This is a genomic window from Prauserella flavalba, assembly GCF_003202235.1.
GTDB classification, from domain to species: domain Bacteria; phylum Actinomycetota; class Actinomycetes; order Mycobacteriales; family Pseudonocardiaceae; genus Prauserella_A; species Prauserella_A flavalba.
Window position 1 is genome coordinate 21,334 of the sequence record NZ_MASU01000010.1, and the last position, 17,094, is coordinate 38,427.

Annotated in this window: 15 protein-coding genes; 12 read left to right on the forward strand and 3 right to left on the reverse strand. The window is 72.6% G+C overall.

Translation table 11 applies throughout. The features are described 5' to 3' along the window. Positions 1–21: 21 nt before the first annotated feature. Both BA062_RS24225 and BA062_RS24230 read right to left on the reverse strand, forming a co-directional pair. The gene (locus BA062_RS24225; RefSeq protein WP_110340554.1) at positions 22–1,218 is read right to left on the reverse strand and encodes a cation:proton antiporter; all 1,197 of its coding nucleotides are present in this window, start codon (positions 1,216–1,218) and stop codon (positions 22–24) included. A gap of 4 nt (positions 1,219–1,222) precedes the next feature. Then, the gene (locus BA062_RS24230; protein WP_168214083.1) at positions 1,223–1,705 is read right to left on the reverse strand and encodes a cation:proton antiporter regulatory subunit; all 483 of its coding nucleotides are present in this window, start codon (positions 1,703–1,705) and stop codon (positions 1,223–1,225) included. Positions 1,706–1,850: 145 nt separating this feature from the next. Here BA062_RS24230 and mbhE point away from each other — a divergent pair, with 145 nt between their 5' ends. Genes mbhE through der form a run of 10 tightly spaced genes read left to right on the forward strand, consistent with a single transcriptional unit; the run spans position 1,851 to position 10,763 of the window. Further along, the gene (gene mbhE / locus BA062_RS24235) at positions 1,851–4,193 is read left to right on the forward strand and encodes a hydrogen gas-evolving membrane-bound hydrogenase subunit E (protein WP_110340558.1); all 2,343 of its coding nucleotides are present in this window, start codon (positions 1,851–1,853) and stop codon (positions 4,191–4,193) included. Next, entirely contained in the window at positions 4,190–4,768 is a 579-nt protein-coding gene (locus tag BA062_RS24240; RefSeq protein WP_425452946.1) for an MnhB domain-containing protein, read from the forward strand. Before mbhE ends, BA062_RS24240 begins: the two co-directional genes overlap by 4 nt. After that, on the forward strand, positions 4,765–5,223 hold the full coding sequence (locus tag BA062_RS24245; protein ID WP_110340560.1) for a Na(+)/H(+) antiporter subunit C: 459 nt from the start codon (positions 4,765–4,767) through the stop codon (positions 5,221–5,223). The genes BA062_RS24240 and BA062_RS24245 overlap by 4 nt, the downstream gene beginning before the upstream one ends. After that, a complete protein-coding gene (locus BA062_RS24250) occupies positions 5,220–6,755 on the forward strand; it encodes a Na+/H+ antiporter subunit D (protein WP_110340562.1) in 1,536 nt (511 codons plus the stop codon). Before BA062_RS24245 ends, BA062_RS24250 begins: the two co-directional genes overlap by 4 nt. Then, the gene (locus BA062_RS24255) at positions 6,755–7,324 is read left to right on the forward strand and encodes a Na+/H+ antiporter subunit E (protein ID WP_245959980.1); all 570 of its coding nucleotides are present in this window, start codon (positions 6,755–6,757) and stop codon (positions 7,322–7,324) included. Before BA062_RS24250 ends, BA062_RS24255 begins: the two co-directional genes overlap by 1 nt. Next, on the forward strand, positions 7,321–7,587 hold the full coding sequence (locus tag BA062_RS24260) for an MrpF/PhaF family protein (RefSeq protein ID WP_110340566.1): 267 nt from the start codon (positions 7,321–7,323) through the stop codon (positions 7,585–7,587). Before BA062_RS24255 ends, BA062_RS24260 begins: the two co-directional genes overlap by 4 nt. Next, positions 7,584–7,925, forward strand: coding sequence for a monovalent cation/H(+) antiporter subunit G (mnhG, locus tag BA062_RS24265; RefSeq protein WP_110340568.1), 342 nt, complete (start codon positions 7,584–7,586; stop codon positions 7,923–7,925). Before BA062_RS24260 ends, mnhG begins: the two co-directional genes overlap by 4 nt. A gap of 56 nt (positions 7,926–7,981) precedes the next feature. After that, the gene (cmk, locus tag BA062_RS24270; RefSeq protein ID WP_110340570.1) at positions 7,982–8,707 is read left to right on the forward strand and encodes a (d)CMP kinase; all 726 of its coding nucleotides are present in this window, start codon (positions 7,982–7,984) and stop codon (positions 8,705–8,707) included. Next, positions 8,704–9,348: a lysophospholipid acyltransferase family protein gene (locus tag BA062_RS24275; RefSeq protein WP_110340572.1), complete on the forward strand. Its 645-nt coding sequence runs from the start codon at positions 8,704–8,706 to the stop codon at positions 9,346–9,348. The genes cmk and BA062_RS24275 overlap by 4 nt, the downstream gene beginning before the upstream one ends. Further along, positions 9,345–10,763 carry a ribosome biogenesis GTPase Der gene (gene der, locus BA062_RS24280; RefSeq protein WP_110340574.1) on the forward strand — a complete coding sequence of 473 codons (1,419 nt, stop codon included), beginning with the start codon at positions 9,345–9,347 and terminating at the stop codon, positions 10,761–10,763. Before BA062_RS24275 ends, der begins: the two co-directional genes overlap by 4 nt. Positions 10,764–10,815: 52 nt before the next feature. Here the strand turns inward: der and BA062_RS24285 are convergent, their stop codons facing one another. Continuing rightward, positions 10,816–11,610, reverse strand: coding sequence for a transposase family protein (locus tag BA062_RS24285; RefSeq protein WP_110340576.1), 795 nt, complete (start codon positions 11,608–11,610; stop codon positions 10,816–10,818). Between the two features lie 280 nt (positions 11,611–11,890). On the opposite strand from BA062_RS24285, the gene BA062_RS24290 reads away from it, so the two are divergent. Continuing rightward, positions 11,891–15,751: a Pls/PosA family non-ribosomal peptide synthetase gene (locus BA062_RS24290; RefSeq protein WP_110340578.1), complete on the forward strand. Its 3,861-nt coding sequence runs from the start codon at positions 11,891–11,893 to the stop codon at positions 15,749–15,751. A gap of 4 nt (positions 15,752–15,755) precedes the next feature. Next, on the forward strand, positions 15,756–17,063 hold the full coding sequence (locus BA062_RS24295) for a M1 family metallopeptidase (RefSeq protein ID WP_391362513.1): 1,308 nt from the start codon (positions 15,756–15,758) through the stop codon (positions 17,061–17,063). Positions 17,064–17,094: the final 31 nt, after the last annotated feature.

A 17,094-nucleotide genomic window follows, 5' to 3' on the forward strand; every position in this document is an offset into this window, starting at 1 on the left:
GCCAAGGCCGGGGTGAGGTAGCTACGGGGTGTCGGTGGCCGTGCGCGTGACGCCGGCGGTTTTGCGCTGCAGCGCACGCGCCACCGGCTCCACCACGCGCGCCGCGATCGGGCCCAGCACGGCCATCAGCAGCACGTAGGCCGTCGCCAGCGCGGCGAGCTCGCCCTCCACGGCGCCCGCGCTCACCGCGAGACCGGCGATGACGATCGAGAACTCACCCCTGGCGACCAGCGCGGCACCCGCACGCGCCCGGCCGAGCCTGCCGATGCCGGCGCGCCGCGCCGCCCACCAGCCGGTGCCGACCTTCGTCAGCGTGGTCACGACGGCGAGCACGACGGCCCAGGCCAGCACCGGCGGGATCGAGGCCGGGTTGGTGTTGAGTCCGAACACCACGAAGAACACGGCGGCGAACACGTCGCGCAGCGGCTCCAGCAGTCGCGTGGCGTTCTCGGCGGTCGACCCGGAGATCGCGATGCCCAGCAGGAACGCGCCCACCGCGGCCGACACCTGCAGCGCCGAGGCGAACCCGGCGACCAGCAGCGCCGCGCCGAGCACCTTGAGCAGGAACACCTCGCGGTCGTCGCTGTCGACGATCGCGGAGACGTACCGGCCGTAGCGCAGGGCCACCACGAGCACGACGGTGATCACGGCGAGCGAGATGCCGACCGCCTGCAGGCCGCCGAAGAAGCTGATGCCGCCCAGCACGGCCGTGAGGATCGGCAGGTACAGGGCCATCGCGAGGTCCTCGAACACGAGCACCGACAGCACCACCGGCGTCTCGCGGTTACCGAGCCGCCCGAGGTCGCCGAGGACCTTCGCGATGATGCCCGAGGAGGAGATGTAGGTGACGCCCGCCATCACCAGCGCGCCGACCGGACCCCAGCCGAGCAGCAGCGCGACCGCGGCACCCGGCGCGGCGTTGAGGACGATGTCGAGCACGCCGGCCATCCACGACCGTTTCAGTCCGGTGAACAGCTCGGCCGCGGAGTACTCCAGGCCCAGCAGCAACAGCAGCAGGACGACGCCGATCTCGCCGGCGAGCTGGGTGAACTCGCCGATGTCGCCGAGCGGGATCACCCCGCCCTGGCCGAAGAACAGGCCACCGACGAGGTACAGCGGGATCGGTGAGAGGCCGATGCGTCCCGCGAGCCTGCCGAGTGCGCCCAGCGCGAAGAAGACCGCGCCCAGTTCGATCAGTTCGAGTGCTGTGTGATCCACGTACTCAGCCGTGCTTGAGGATCTTGAAGGCCGCCTCGAGGCCCTCCGCCGTGCCGACCGCCACGAGCAGGTCGCCCGCGGTGAAGGTGAAGTCCGGGGTCGGTGACGGGTGAATCTGTCCGGCGCGCATCACGGCCACCACCGACACGCCGGTGCGGGTGCGGATCGCGGTGTCACCGAGTGTGCGGCCGTCGAACGGCGAGCCGGTCTTGATCGGCAGCTGCTTGGTGTTGATGCCCGGCAGCTCCCGGTGTTCCTCCGTGAGCTGCGCCACGAGCTGAGGGGCCCCGAGCAGGTTCGCCAGCGCGCCCGCCTCCTCGGCGGTGAGCGGCAGCGAGGCCAGGCACGCGTCGGGATCGTCGGACTTCGACACGATCAGTTCGATCTTGCCGTCCCGCTGGGTGACCACGCCGACCCTGCGGCCGTTGCCGATGGCGAAGTCCTTACGGACGCCGATTCCCGGCAGGGGAGTTACTTCGACGTTCACGTATCCCACGGTAACCCATTCGGCACCCGGAACCGCTCCCCGACCGGTTTGGCCGGACTGTCCATTTCGGTCAACGCGCGGGCCGTTCGGGCAGGTCCGTACGATCAGGACCTGTCGGGTGGCTAGCGGGGAGGGGTGAGACCGAGTGCTGACGGCCATAGCGGCCCATTTCGTGCTCGCGGCGTTCCTGCCGTTGATCGCGCGCCGGTGGGGGAGGGCCGCGTTCGTCGTCGGCGCGCTCGTGCCCGCGGCGACGCTCGTGTTCGCGCTGAGCCACGCGGGCAGCGCGCTCGCGGAGCGCCACCCGGCGGAGTCGTTCGCGTGGGCGCCTGCCATCGGCCTGGAGTTCACCACGCGCTTCGACGAGCTCGCGCTGCTGATGATCGTGCTCGTGTCGGGTATCGGGGCGCTGGTGCTGTGTTACTACGCCTGCTACGCCAAGCCCGGCGACCGCGCCGTCGGCCGCGACTCGTCGCTGCTGGTGCTGTTCGCGGGCTCGATGCTCGGCCTCGTCCTCGCCGACGACGTCATCTCGCTGTACATCTTCTGGGAGCTCACCACGGTGTGTTCCTTCCTGCTGGTCGGCGGGGACGGCCTCACCAAGAAGCTGCGGAAGTCGGCGACACAGGCGCTGCTCGTGACGAGCCTCGGCGGCCTGGCGATGCTGCTGGGGCTGATCCTGCTCGCCACGGCGGCCGGCACCACCCGCATCTCGGAGATCCTCGCGAACCCGCCCGGCGGTGGTGTGGTGACGGCGGCGGTGCTGCTGATCCTGCTCGGCGCGTTCACCAAGTCCGCGCAGGTGCCCTTCCACCCGTGGCTGCCCGGCGCGATGGTGGCGCCGACGCCGGTGAGCGCGTACCTGCACGCGGCGGCGATGGTGAAGGCCGGTGTCTACCTCGTCGCGCGGTTCGCCCCCGGCTTCTCGGACCTGCCGGCCTGGTGGGTGCCGATCGTGGTGCTCGGGCTGTGGACGATGGTGCTGGGCGGGTTCCGCGCGCTGCGGCAGCACGACCTCAAGACGTTGCTGGCGTACGGCACCATCAGCCAGCTCGGCTTCCTGATGGTCCTCGTCGGCGCGGGCACGTGGATCGCGGCGCTCGCGGACGTGACCCTGGTGCTCGCCCACGGCCTGTTCAAGTCCGCGCTGTTCCTCACCGTCGGCATCATCGACAAGCGCACCGGCACGCGCGACATCCGCGAGCTGTCCGGGCTCGGGGCGCGCTGGCCCCCGCTGACGGTGTTCGCGACGCTCGCCGTGCTGTCGATGGCCGGGTTCCCGCCGCTGCTCGGCTTCGTCGGCAAGGAGGCGGCCATCGAGGGCCTGCTCCACGGCCAGCCGAAGGACCTGCTGCTGCTCGCGGGCGTGGTGCTCGGCTCGGTGTTCACCGTGGCCTACAGCCTGCGGTTCCTCGTGGGCGCGTTCGGTACCCGGCCGACGGTCGCGCCCACCGAGGCCCCGCCGTCGGGCACCGTGATGACCACGATCGTCGGCATCCCGGCGGTCACCGGCCTCGTGCTCGCGTTCGTGCCCGGGCTCGTGGAGCCGCTGCTCGCCGGGTACGCCGACGCCTACTCGGCGAATCCGCCCGACTACCACCTGGGGCTGTGGCACGGCTTCACGATGCCGCTGCTGCTGAGCATCGCGATCATCGTCGCCGGGTACCTGCTGCACCGCACGGCGCTCGCGCCGAGGCTCGCGGGCTGGGTGCCGGGGCCGCTGCACGCCCAGCGCGGCTACCAGGCCGGCGTGGACGGTCTCGTCGCGCTCGCCCAGTCCGTGACCGGGCGCCTGCAGGCCGGTTCGCTGCCCATCTACCTCGGCGTGATCCTCGTGACGATGGTCGCCGTGCCAGGGGCCGGACTGCTGTCCGGCATCGAGACGCCCGTGGACCTGCGCGCGTGGGACTCGCTGCTGCAGGTGCCGCTCGCCGCACTCGTGCTCGTGGCGGCGGGCACGGTGGTGCTCGCGCGGCGGCGGCTCACCGCCGTGCTCCTCACCGGCGTGGTCGGCTACGGCATCGGCGCTCTGTTCATCGTGGACGGTGGCGCCGACCTCGCGCTGGCCCAGTTCCTGGTGGAGTCGCTCACGCTCGTGGTGTTCGTCTTCGTGATCCGCCGCTTCCCGCCGCGGTTCGTCGACGACCGGCCGTACTTCCGCAGGGCCCGCTGGGTCAAGGCCACCCTCGCGGCCGTGGCGGGCACGTTCGTCGCCGTGCTCGCGGTGCTCTTCTCCGGCAGCCGCGAGGGCATGCCGGAGGCGAGCCGGTTCTACATCGAGAACGCCGAGGACGCGACAGGAGCCACCAACGTCGTCAACGCGATCATCGTCGACTTCCGCGCGTTCGACACGATCGGCGAGATCGCGGTGCTCGCCGTCGCGGCGACGGGCGCGGCGAGCCTGATCCTCGCCCGCGCGCGGCGGAGGCCGCCCGGGGGCTACGCGAGCGAGGAAGCCGTGGCCGAGCGAGCGGAGGTGAAGCAGTGACCGCCGAACCGGAGCAGCGGATCGAGCCGGTGCCGTGGGAGGAGTGGGACCGACCCCGCGACCAGTGGCTGATGGCCGAGCACAACTGCAACACCTGGCCGCGCTCGCTGCTGCTCGAGGTGTGCGCCCGCATCGTCTTCCCGACCGTGCTGATGGTGTCGGTGTACCTGCTCTTGGCCGGGCACCACGACGCGGGCGGCGGCTTCAGCGGCGGGCTCGTCGCCGGGCTGGCGTTCGTGTTGCGGTACGTGGCCGGCGGCAGCGCCGAGCTCGCCGCGACCGTGCGCATCCGGCCGCCGGTGGTGATCGGCAGCGGGCTCAGCATCGCGGTGATCACCGCGCTCGTGCCCGCGCTGTCCGGCCAGCCGGTGCTGTCCTCGGCGATCTGGAAGCTCACCCTGCCGGTGCTCGGCGAGCTGAAGATCACCACCAACCTGTTCCTCGACATCGGGGTGTACCTGCTGATCGTCGGCGTCGTCATCGACCTGCTCCGCACGGTCGGCGCGGGCACGGAGCTCGGCGGGCCGGGGCTCGACGACGAGACGCTCGAGCGCGAGGAGGTGGAGCGCACGTGACCGTCAACCTCACGATGGCCGTGGTGCTCGCCGGGCTCTACGCGGTCGGCTTCTATCTCCTGATGCAGCGTTCGCTGATGCGCGTGATCCTCGGCATCGTGATCCTCGGCCACGGCGCGAACCTGTTCCTCCAGGTCGCGGGCGGACCGCCGGGGGAGCCGGTGTTCGCGGGCACCGCGCTGATCGAGGCGATGGTGGATCCGCTGCCGCAGGCGCTCGCGCTCACCGCCATCGTCATCACCTTCGCGCTCACCACGTTCCTGCTGGCGCTGGCATACCGCTCGTGGGCGCTGCTCGGCCACGACGAGGTGCAGGACGACGTGGAGGACCGGCGGATCCGCGAGGCGGAGCGGCGGCGCGAGGGCATGGACGAGTCCGACGAACCCGACGCCGAGGCCGCGGAGGCGGTCGCCGGGTTCGAGGCCCCCGAGGCGAGTGAGGAGGTGCCGAGGTGACCGTCCTCGTCGCGTTGCCGGTGCTGCTTCCCCTGCTCGCCGCCGCGCTGTCGCTGATCGTGATGCGCTCGCCGCGCATGCAGCGGCTGATCGGCGTCACCGTGCTCACCGCGATCGCGGTGATCGCGGGCGTGCTGCTCGCCGAGTCCGACAAGCACGGCCCGGTGGTGCTGCAGCTCGGCGGGTACGCGGCGCCGTTCGGGATCACGCTGATCGCCGACCGGCTCGCCGCGCTGCTGCTGCTGACCTCGGCGCTGGTGACGCTCGCCGTGCTGGTCTTCTCGATCGGCCAGCGCATCACCGACTACGGCAGGCAGACCGCGTCCACGGCGTTCCACCCGATGTACCTGATGCTGTGCGCCGGCGTCTCGCTGGCCTACCTCACGGGCGACCTGTTCAACCTGTTCGTCGCCTTCGAGATCATGCTGGCCTCGTCGTACGTGCTGATCACGCGGCGCACCACGGCCGAGCGCGTGCGGGCGAGCATGACGTACGTGATCGTGAGCCTCACGTCGTCGCTGCTGTTCATCACCATGATCGCGCTGGTGTACGCGGCGACGGGCACCGTGAACCTCGCGGCGCTGCCGGAGAAGATCGGCGAGCTCGACCCCGGCGTGCAGACGAGCCTCGGGCTGTTCATGGTCGTGGTGTTCGGGATCAAGGCCGCGCTGGTGCCGCTGCACTTCTGGCTGCCGGACAGCTATCCGACCGCCCCGGCGCCGATCACCGCGGTGTTCGCGGGACTGCTCACCAAGGTGGGCGTCTACGCGCTGATCCGCACCCAGACGCTGGTGTTCATCCACGACGAGAGCTGGACCGTGCTGCTCGTGGTGGCGATGCTCACGATGATCATCGGCGTGCTCGGCGCGATCGCGCAGAACGACCTCAACCGGATGCTGTCATTCCTGCTCGTCAGCCACATCGGCTACATGCTCTTCGGCCTGGCGCTGTTCACGGTGATCGGCCTGGCGGGCGTGATCCTCTACGTCGTGCACCACATCACGGTGCAGGCGGCGCTGTTCCTCACCAGCGGTCTGATCACCCGGCACACGGGAACGGTGTCGCTGCAGGCGATGTCCGGTGTGGCCAAGGCATACCCGCTGATCGCGGTGCTGTTCGCGCTGCCGGCGCTGAGCCTCGCCGGTATCCCGCCGTTCTCGGGGTTCGTCGCCAAGATCGCGCTGCTGCAGGCGGGTGCGGCCGTGGGAACGCCCGCGGCCTACGCCGTCACCGCGGCGGCCGTGCTGACGAGCCTGCTGACGCTGTTCGCCGTGACCAAGATCTGGGTGGGCGCGTTCTGGGGCAAGGTCGCCGAGCCGCATCCCGACCCGGACCCGACCGACGAGGTGACGGTGGGCACCGGCTCGACGTCGAAGGGCATGCTCGTGTCCACCGGCGGGCTCGTGGCGGTGAGCGTGCTGATCGCCGTGTTCGCGGGCCCGCTGGCGGACATGAGCGAGCGCGCGGCCGCGGACCTGCTCGACGGCGGTGCCTACCGGACCGCCGTGCTCGGCGAGGCGGGTGGTGAGTGATGCGCAGGATCTCGCCCTCGCTGCTGGTCTGGCTCGTGCTGGTGTGGCTGATGCTGTGGGGCACGCTGGATCTCAGCACCGCGATCTTCGGGGTGCTGCTCGCGTTCGCGGTGCTGCTGTTCTTCCCGCTGCCGGTGCACCGGTGGAACATCTTCGGCCACCCGCTGCGCCTGCTGAGCCTCGCCCTGTACGTCGTGTGGGACCTGGTGCTGTCGGCGGTGCGGCTCGCGTTCGACGAGTTCCGCCACGGCTCCAAGGTCAAGGCCGCGATCGTCGCGGTGCCCGTGCTGTCCGATGTGGACCACGTGATCGCCTCCGCGGCCAACGTGCTCTCGCTGGGCCCCGGCCGGTTCGTGCTGCAGATCGACCGGACCAACCGCATCTGGTACGTCTACGCGCTCGGCGTCCACTCGCGCGTGTCCTGCGACAAGATCCACGACGACGCGCTCGACCTGCAGGTGAAGGTCATGCACGCGTACGGCTCCGCCGAGGAGGCCCGCACGGCGCGGTCCCGCGCGGAGGAGGCCAAGCAGCGGCGCCGCGCCCGAACCCGGATGGAGTCCCGATGACCGTCGTCTTCGCCATCACCTTCGCCCTGCTCGGCCTCGCCGGGCTGATGATCCTGCTGCGGCTCGTCCGCGGCCCGCGGACGCTCGACCGGATCCTCGCGGTCGACGTGCTCGTGGTGCTCATCGTGGCCGGGACCTCGGTGGGCATGGCGATGTCGCTGCGCGGCATCTACATCGCGCTGCTCGTGGCCGTGGCCCTGCTCGGGTTCGTCGGCTCGATCTCGGTCGTGCGGCTCGTCGAGCGGAGGGAGGAGTACCGGTGACCGTGCGCGACTGGATCTGTGCGGTGCTCCTGCTCTCCGGGGCGCTGTTCTGCGTGATCGGGGCCTACGGCGTGCTGCGGCTGCCCGACGTGCCCAGCAGGCTGCAGGCGGCCACCAAGCCGCAGACGCTGGGCCTGCTGCTGATCCTCGCGGGCACCGCCGTGCGGCTGGAGCCGCAGTACGCGGTGGGCCTCGTGCTCGCGGGCCTGTTCCAGGTGATCACCGCGCCCGTGCTGTCGCAGCTCTTCGGCCGTACCGCCTACCACACCGGAGCCATCGAGAAGTCCACGCTGGTCACCGACGAGCTGGACGAGCGCCTGCGTGCGGAGCGCGGCTGACCGGAAGGCAGAATGGACCCTCGCAAGGGACGGCGAGAAGCGAGGGAGAACAGTCGGTGGCGGGAGCCCTACGCGGCGTGGTCGCTCTGGACGGCCCATCGGGAACCGGCAAGACCACGGTCGCGCGCAAGCTGGCCGCCAAGCTGGGCGCCGGCTACCTCGACACGGGCGCGATGTACCGCGTCGTCACCCTCGCGGTGCTGCGCGCGGGTATCGACCCCACCGACTCCGCTGCGGTCGCCGCGCTGGCCGGGGACGTGCGCGTGGGCGTCGGCACCGATCCCGAGCACCCGCGCGCGCAGCTGAACGGCGAGGACGTCGGCGAGGAGATCCGCACCGAGCGGGTCAACGTGGCCGTGTCGCCCGTCTCGGCCGTGCCCGAGGTGCGGCGGGTGCTCGTCGCGGGGCAGCGGGAGATCATCGAGTCCGTGCTGGGCTCCGTGGGCGGCATCGTGGTCGACGGCCGCGACATCGGCACGGTCGTGGCGCCCGGCGCGCCGCTCAAGGTCTTCCTCACCGCGTCGGCCGAGGTGCGGGCCGCGCGGCGCAGCGCGCAGGACTCCGCCGCGGGCAGGGACTCGACCCCGGAGCACGCGCGCGCGTCGGTGGAGCGCCGCGACCAGCTCGACTCCACGCGGGCCGTCTCGCCCATGCGCGCGGCCGAGGACGCGGTGGTGTTCGACACGTCCGAGCTGTCGATCGAGCAGGTGATCACGGCGCTGAGCGAGCTGGCCAGCAGGCGGGGCCTGCTCGGCGGCGAGTTCGCGGAGGCCCGCCGGTGACCGGACTCCCCCAGGGCGCCACGCCCTGGTTGCACGACGTGGGCAGGGTGATCGCCCGGTACCTCTACCGGCCCGCCTACCGCATCCGCGTGCACGGCGCCGCCCGGGTGCCGCGCACGGGTCCCGTCGTGCTGGTCGCCAACCACAGCTCGATGATCGAGCCGCAGCTCATCTTCGGAATGCTGCCGAGGCGCTCGGTGTTCCTCGTCAAGGAGGAGATGTTCTCGGGCCCGGCGGGCTGGGGTCTGCGCCGCATCGGGCAGGTTCCCGTGAAACGCGGCGTGCCGGACCGGGAGGCGCTGCGCACGGCGACCGAGGTGCTGCGCGACGGCGGGCTCATCGGGGTGTTCCCCGAGGGCACGCGGGGCGCGGGCGACGTGGCACAGGCCCAGCAGGGCGCCGCATGGCTGGTGCGGATGTCGGGTGCGGTCGTGGTGCCGGTGGCGGTGCGCGGAACGCTGAACCCGGGGAACCGGCGGCGGTTCCGGCCCTCGGTCGACGTGCTCGTCGGCGAACCGTTCACTGTGGACGTCGGCAGGGGACGCACCGCGCTGGCCGAGGGCACCGAGCGCATCAGGGGGACGCTCGCCGCGCTCGTCGAAAAGCTTGACCGGCAACGAGAAGAGAAGCAGAGACAATGACCGAAGCAGACGGCACCTGGTCCGACGAGGCGGAGTTCCTCGCCGCCGACGTGGAGGGCGCCGAGGGAGAGCCCGACGACGCCGCCGAGCTCGCGCAACCGGTGCTGGCCGTGGTGGGCAGGCCGAACGTGGGCAAGTCCACCCTGGTGAACCGGATCCTGGGCCGCCGTGAGGCCGTCGTGCAGGACGTGCCCGGGGTGACGCGCGACCGCGTCGCCTACGACGCGCTGTGGAACGGGCGCCGGTTCACCGTCGTCGACACCGGCGGCTGGGAGCCCGGCGCCACCGGCCTGCAGGGCTCGGTCGCGGCACAGGCGGAGCTGGCGATGTCCACGTCGGACGCCGTGCTGCTCGTCGTCGACGCCACCGTGGGCGCGACGGCCACCGACGAGGCGGTCGCGAAGGTGCTGCGCCGTTCGAAGCGGCCCGTGCTGCTCGCGGCCAACAAGGTCGACGACGAGCGCCTGCTCGCCGAGGCCGCGTCGCTGTGGTCGCTCGGGCTCGGCGAGCCGCACGCGGTGAGCGCGCTGCACGGCCGCAGCTCCGGCGACCTGCTCGACGCGATCGTGAACGCGCTGCCCGAGGCGCCGAGGGACGCCGACCGTGCCGCGGGCGGGCCGCGTCGCGTCGCGCTCGTGGGCAAGCCGAACGTCGGCAAGTCCAGCCTGCTCAACAAGCTCACCGGCGAGGAGCGCGCGGTGGTGGACTCCGTCGCCGGTACCACCGTCGACCCGGTCGACTCGCTGGTGGAGCTGGACGGGCAGCTGTGGCGCTTCGTCGACACGGCCGGCCTGCGCAAGCGCGTGCAGACCGCGAGCGGCATGGAGTACTACGCGTCCCTGCGCACCCGGACCGCGATCGACGCCGCCGAGGTGGTGATCGTGCTGCTGGATGCCAGCGAGCCGGTGTCGGAGCAGGACCTGCGGGTGGTGACGCTGGTCGCCGAGGCGGGCCGCGCGCTGGTGCTGGCGTTCAACAAGTGGGACCTCGTGGACGAGGACCGGCGGCACCAGCTCGACCGCGAGCTGGACCGGGGACTCGTGCGCGTGCCGTGGGCGGAGCGGGTCAACGTCTCCGCGCTCACCGGCCGCGCAGTCCGCAAGCTGGCGCCCGCGCTGCGCACGGCGCTCGCGTCGTGGGACCAGCGCGTGCCGACCGGGCAGCTCAACGGCTGGCTCTCCGACCTCGTGGCGGCCACCCCGCCGCCGGTGCGTGGGGGCAAGCAGCCGAAGGTGCTCTTCGCGACGCAGGCGGGGATCCGCCCGCCGACGCTCGTGCTGTTCACCACCGGTTTTCTGGAGGCCGGCTACCGGCGCTTCATCGAGCGGAAGTTCCGGGAACGCTTCGGTTTCCAGGGCAGCCCGGTGCGGATCAACGTGCGCGTGCGCGAGAAGAAGCCCAAGAAGTCGCGTTAGGCCCCCGTGCAGTGAAGGCCACCATGCCTGCGTTGACTGCAGTGAGCCTTTTTCATCCTTGGTGGTGGGGGTGGTGTTCGAGGGTGTGGATGGCTTTGGCGAGTGTGGTGACGTGGTGGGGGCTGCAGCGGACGCGGGTGAGGATGCGCCAGGCTTTGAGGGTGGCGAAGGCGCGTTCGCCGGGGGCGCGGACGCGGGCGAGGGCGGTGTTGGCTACGCGTTGGCCGGGGTTGAGTTCCCGGGTGGTGATGTGGCCGCCGCCCACGCGTTTGTAGGGGGTGATCACCCCGTCGGCGATGTGGTGGTAGCCGCTGTCGGCCAGCACGGTGATGCCGGCTTGGCGGCAGGCGTCGGGGATGTTGTGGTGGCGGGCTGCGGCGGTGTCGTTGACCGCTGCGGGTAGGCCGTCGGAGACCCAGAGCAGGGTGCCGCGCGGGTCGGTGAGTGCTTGCAGGTTGATGCCGTGGTGGCGGTGTTTGCCGGAGTAGAACGGTCGGTCGGCGGCGAGCCGGTCGGTGCGGATGACGCTGCCGTCGAGGATGGCGTAGTTGTCGCCGTGGCGGGACAGGCGCCGGAGTGCGTCGGTGAGGGTGGGTGCGCGGGCGGCGAGCAGGTGGACCGTTTCGCGGATGTAGCGGTACACGGTGGCGATCCCGATGCCGAATCCGGCGGCCAGCCGCGCGTAGGGGTCGCCGTTGCGCAGGTGGGCCAGCACCAGCAGGGCCTGCTGGCCGGCCGAGAGCCGACGCCAGCGGCTGCCGATCCGGCGGCGGTGGACGCGGACCACGGTGGCGACATACCGCAGGTGGGTGGTGGACAGGTCGATCGTGCCGGGATACAACAACACGCGAAGCTCCTGGTGGTCCTGGGTTGATCTTGGTCGACGATCCATCTACCAGGAGCTTCACTACGTTCGGCACACCAACACGCCAAACCACACAAAGATCAAGATGGAAAAGGCTCAGTGAAGGCCACCTTCACTGCGTTGAACGCAGTGAAGGTGGCCTTCACTGCATGAGGCGACGCGACACCGGTCGGCAACCTGCCGTTCACCGTCGGGTATTCTGGTCGGCCGGAAATGGGGCGCCTCATCCGGAGCCGACCCGGATGAGCCGCTGTGAGGCCGTGTGACACTCGCGATCGACACCGCCCCGGCCCACGCCACCCCCACCGCGGGCAGGGCGCTGTTCTGGTCCGGTCTCGCCCCGAGTGAGCGGACGCTGCTGGACATCCTGGCCGAGACCGCGGCGCGCCATCCCGGCGCGCCCGCCCTCGACGACGGCACGCAGACGCTGACGTACCGGCAGCTCGCCGAGGAGATCGACACCGTGCGCGGCATGCTCGCCGCGCAGGGCATCGGCCGCGGTGACCGCGTCGGCGTCCGGGTCTCGTCGGGCACCGCGGAGCTGTACGTCGCGATCCTCGCGGTGCTCTCGCTCGGCGCCGCCTACGTGCCGGTGGACGCCGACGACCCCGCCGAGCGGGCCGAGCTCGTGTTCGGGGAGGCCGGGGTGTGTGCCGTGCTCGGCGACGGCGGCGCGCTCACGCTGCGCGGCACTCCGCGCGGCGGGACGGGCGCGCCCGCGCCCGGCGACGACGCCTGGATCATCTTCACCTCCGGGTCCACGGGCAAGCCCAAGGGCGTCGCCGTGAGCCACGCGAGCGCGGCCGCGTTCGTCGACGCCGAGGCCGGGCTGTTCCTCGCCGACGAGCCGCTCGGGCCCGGCGACCGGGTGCTGGCCGGGCTGTCGGTGGCGTTCGACGCCTCGTGCGAGGAGATGTGGCTGGCGTGGCGGCACGGCGCGTGCCTGGTTCCCGCGCCGAGGGCGCTCGTGCGCACCGGTGTGGACCTCGGCCCGTGGCTGGTGGAGCGGCGGATCACCGTCGTGTCGACCGTGCCGACGCTCGCTGCGCTGTGGCCAGCCGACGCCCTCGAGGACGTCCGGCTGCTGATCTTCGGCGGCGAGGCGTGCCCGCCGGAGCTGGCCGAGCGCGTGGCCGTCGAGGGCCGCGAGGTCTGGAACACCTACGGTCCCACCGAGGCGACGGTCGTGGCGTGCGCGGCGCCGCTCACCGGCGAGGGCCCGGTGCGGATCGGTTTGCCGCTCGCGGGCTGGCAGCTCGCCGTCGTCGACGACGCGGGCAGGCCGGTGGCGATGGGCGAGTCCGGCGAGCTGGTGATCGGCGGGGTGGGCCTCGCGCGCTACCTTGACGCGGCCAAGGACGCCGAGAAGTTCGCGCCGCTGCCCGCGCTCGGCTGGCAGCGCGCGTACCGCAGCGGCGACCTCGTGCGCGCGGAGCCGGAGGGCCTGCTGTTCCTCGGCAGGGCCGACGAACAGATCAAGCTCGGTGGCCGCCGGATCGAGCTCGGCGAGGTGGACGCCGCGCTGCAGGCGCTGCCCGGCGTCGCGGGCGGAGCGGCCGCGATCCGCACCACCAAGGCGGGCAACCAGATCCTCGTCGGCTACGTCGTGCCCCGCGAGGGCTTCGACCACGACGGCGCCGTGTCGCGCCTGCGGGAGCAGCTGCCCGCCGCGCTTGTGCCGCTGCTCGCCGTGGTCGGCGACCTGCCGACGCGGACCTCGGGCAAGGTCGACCGCGCCGCGCTGCCGTGGCCACTGTCCACCGTGGACGCGCCGGGGTCGTTGTCCCCGACGGAGTCCTGGCTCGCCGAGGCGTGGGGCGAGATCCTCGGTGTGGCCGTGACCGATCCCTCCGCCGACTTCTTCCGCAACGGCGGGGGCAGCCTCACCGCGGCGCAGCTCGTCTCCCGCATCCGCACGCGGCACCCCACGGTGTCGGTCACCGACGTGTACCGGCACCCGCGCCTCGGCGAGCTCGCCGCACTGCTGGACGGGCTCGGCGACGCGACCACCAGCACCCGGGCGGTGGTGCCGACCCGGCGCCGCACGGGTCTGGCGCAGACGCTGTTCCTGCTGCCGTTGTTCACCCTCACCGGGCTGCGCTGGACCACGATCGCCGCCGCGGTGTCGACGGTGCTCGCGGGCTGGGCCGGGCTCGCGTGGGCGCCCTCGGTGCCGTGGTGGGCGCTCGCCGCGGCGTGGCTCGTGTTGTTCAGCCCGGCAGGGCGGATCGCCCTCGCGGCGGGCGGCGCGCGGCTGCTGCTGCGCGGTGTGCGCCCCGGCACCCATCCGCGCGGCGGACGGGTGCACCTGCGGCTGTGGGCCGCCGAACGGCTCGCCGACGCCAGCGGTGCCAACGCCCTCGCGGGCGCGTCGTGGATGACGCACTACGCGCGCGCACTGGGCGCCAAGGTCGGCCGTGACGTCGACCTGCACTCCCCGCCGCCGGTGACCGGGCTGCTGAAGCTGGGCAGGGGAGCGGCCGTGGAACCGGAGACCGACCTCTCCGGCTACTGGGTCGACGGCGACGTCGTGCACATCGGCAAGATCCGCGTCGGCGCCGGCGCGCGCGTCGGGGCGAGGAGCACCCTGCTGCCAGGGGCGCGCGTCGGCAAGCACGCCGAGATCGCGGCCGGTTCCACCGTCCTGGGCAGCGTGCCGGCGGGGCAGCGCTGGGCGGGCTCGCCCGCGCGCCGCGAGGGCAAGGCGAGCAGGCAGTGGCCGCCGGGCGCGCCGCCCCGCTCGCGCCGGTGGGCCGCCGGCTACGGCCTCACCTCGGTGCTGCTGGGGCTGCTCCCGGCGCTCGCGGCGGTGCCCGCGCTCGCGGTGCTCGGCGCCGCGGTCGCGGGCCGCGCGCCCGGGCCCGCGCTCGGCGCCGCGCTGGCCGCCGTTCCCGTCGCGACCCTCGCCTACCTCGTGGCGTACGCGCTGCTCGTGCTCGGCGGCGTGCGGGCACTCGGGATCGGCCTGCGCGAGGGCTACCACCCGGTGCACAGCCGCGGCGCCTGGCAGGTGTGGGCCACCGAGCGGCTCATGGACTCCGCGCGGGCGGGACTGTTCCCCTTGTACGCCAGCCTGTTCACCCCCGTGTGGCTGCGCCTGCTCGGCGCGAGGGTCGGCCGCGGCGTCGAGGCGTCCACCGTGCTCGCGGTGCCGAAGATGACCAAGATCGACAGCGGGGCCTTCCTCGCCGACGACACGATGGTGGCCACCTACGAGCTCGGCCACGGCTGGCTGCACGTGGCCCCCGCGCGCATCGGCAAGCAGGCGTTCCTCGGCAACTCCGGCATGACCGCGCCCGGGCGGTCGGTACCCAAGCGCGGGCTGGTCGGGGTGCTGTCGTCCACACCGCCGAAGGCGAAGAAGGGCTCGTCGTGGCTCGGGATGCCGCCGATGCCGCTGCGCCGGTCGGTGGAGGACGCCGACACCAGCCGCACGTTCGACCCGCCGGCCAGGCTGCGGGTCGCGCGGGCGGTCGTGGAGCTGTGCCGCGTGGTGCCGGTGATGTGCGGGGTCGCGCTGGCGGTGCTCGTGGTCGGCGCGCTCGTCGCGCTGATGGCGAGTATGGGGCCCGGCGTGGCCGCGCTGTTGTCCGGCGGCGTTCTGCTCGCGGCGGGCGTCCTCGCCGCCGCGACCGCGACCGTCGCGAAATGGGTACTGGTGGGCCGGTTCCGCGCGTCAGAGCGGCCACTGTGGAGCTCGTTCGTGTGGCGCGCGGAGCTGGCCGACACCTTCGTGGAGGTGCTCGCCGTGCCGTGGCTCGTCGGCTCGCTTGGCGGTACCCCGCTGCTGCCGGCGTGGCTGCGGAGCATGGGCGCGCGGATCGGGCGCGGGGCGTGGGTGGAGACGTACTGGCTGCCCGAGTCCGACCTCGTCCGCATCGGCGACGGCGCGACCGTCAACCGGGGTTGTGTGGTGCAGACCCACCTGTTCCATGATCGGATCATGAGCATGGACACGGTGGTGCTCGACGAGGGCGCGACGCTCGGCCCGCACGGCATCGTGCTGCCCGGCGCCGGCATCGGCGCCCGCACGACGATCGGCCCCGGCTCGCTGGTGACGCGGGGCGACGTGGTGCCGGCCGGCACGCGGTGGCAGGGCAACGCCATCGCCGCCTGGCGGTGACGCCGTGGTGAGGAGGTCGGCGCCGGCCGCGGGCGCGAGGACATCGGGCGACGCGTACCTGCCCGAGCACGGCAACGGCGGCTACCGCGTCCGGCACTACGACCTCGAGCTCGACTACCGGATCGGCGCCAACCGGCTCTCCGGCAGAGCCCGCATCGACGCCGTCGCGACCCAGGCGCTGTCCCGGTTCAGCCTCGACCTCGCGGGCCTGAAGGTCGGCAGGGTGTTGGTGGGCGGCAGGCCCGCGCGGTACGCGCACCGCGGCCACAAGCTCGCCATCACGCCCGCCCGGTCGCTCGCCGACGGTGAGGAGTTCACCGTCGAGGTCCGCTACTCCGGCAACCCGCGCCCGCTCGCGTCGCGGTACTGGGACGAGATCGGCTGGGACGAGCTGAGCGACGGCGTGCTCGTCGCCGCGCAGCCCATCGGCGCGCCGTCGTGGTTCCCGTGCGACGACCACCCGTCCGCCAAGGCGACCTACCGCGTGGCGCTGACGACGGCGTCGGCGTACTCGGTGTACGTGACGGGCACGCCGGTGTCGCGGCAGCGGTCCGCGAGCACCACGACGTGGGTCTACGAGCAGCACGCGCCGACCGCCACGTACCTGATGAGCGTGCAGATCGGCCGCTACACCGAACTGGAGCCCGGGCCGGGGCAGCGGCTCGCCGTGCCCCCGAGGCTGCAAGCCCGCGCGGAGGCCGACTTCGCCCGGCAGCCGAGGATGCTGGAGGTGCTGGCGGACCTGTTCGGCCCGTACCCGTTCGCCGAGTACGTCGTGGTGGTCACCGACGACGACCTCGACGATCCGGTGGAGGCGCAGGGCATGGCCGTGTTCGGCGCCAACCACGTCGACGGCGGGCGCACCCACGAGCGGCTTGTCGTGCACGAGCTGGCGCACCAGTGGTTCGGCAACAGCCTCACCGTCGCCGGCTGGCGGCACATCTGGCTGAACGAGGGCTTCGCGACCTACGCGGAATGGCTGTGGTCGCAGGCGTCGGGCGGGCGGCCGGCCGGCGAGCACGCGCGGTACTGGCGCGGGGTGCTCGCGGAGCGGCCGGGGCTGCGGCTCGCCGATCCCGGTGTGGCCGGGATGTTCGACGAGGGCGTGTACAAGAAGGGCGCGCTGCTGCTGCACGCGCTGCGCGGCGAACTCGGCGACGAGACCTTTTTCGGGTTGCTGCGCGCGTGGACGGACACCCACCGGCACGCGACGGTGACCACGGAGCAGTTCACCGCACTGGCCGCCCGCCACGCCGCCCGCCCCCTGGACGCCTTCTTCACCACCTGGCTGGAGGAAACCGCTCTGCCCTAGGACGCCTCTCCCCCCACCACCCAAACGGAGA

Bases quoted from the DNA above. Each gene is read 5' to 3' on its own strand.
- der (WP_110340574.1), top strand. From the start codon at position 9,345: ATGACCGAAGCAGACGGCACCTGGTCCGACGAGGCGGAGTTCCTCGCC.
- BA062_RS24255 (WP_245959980.1), top strand. From the start codon at position 6,755: ATGCGCAGGATCTCGCCCTCGCTGCTGGTCTGGCTCGTGCTGGTGTGG.
- BA062_RS24260 (WP_110340566.1), top strand. From the start codon at position 7,321: ATGACCGTCGTCTTCGCCATCACCTTCGCCCTGCTCGGCCTCGCCGGG.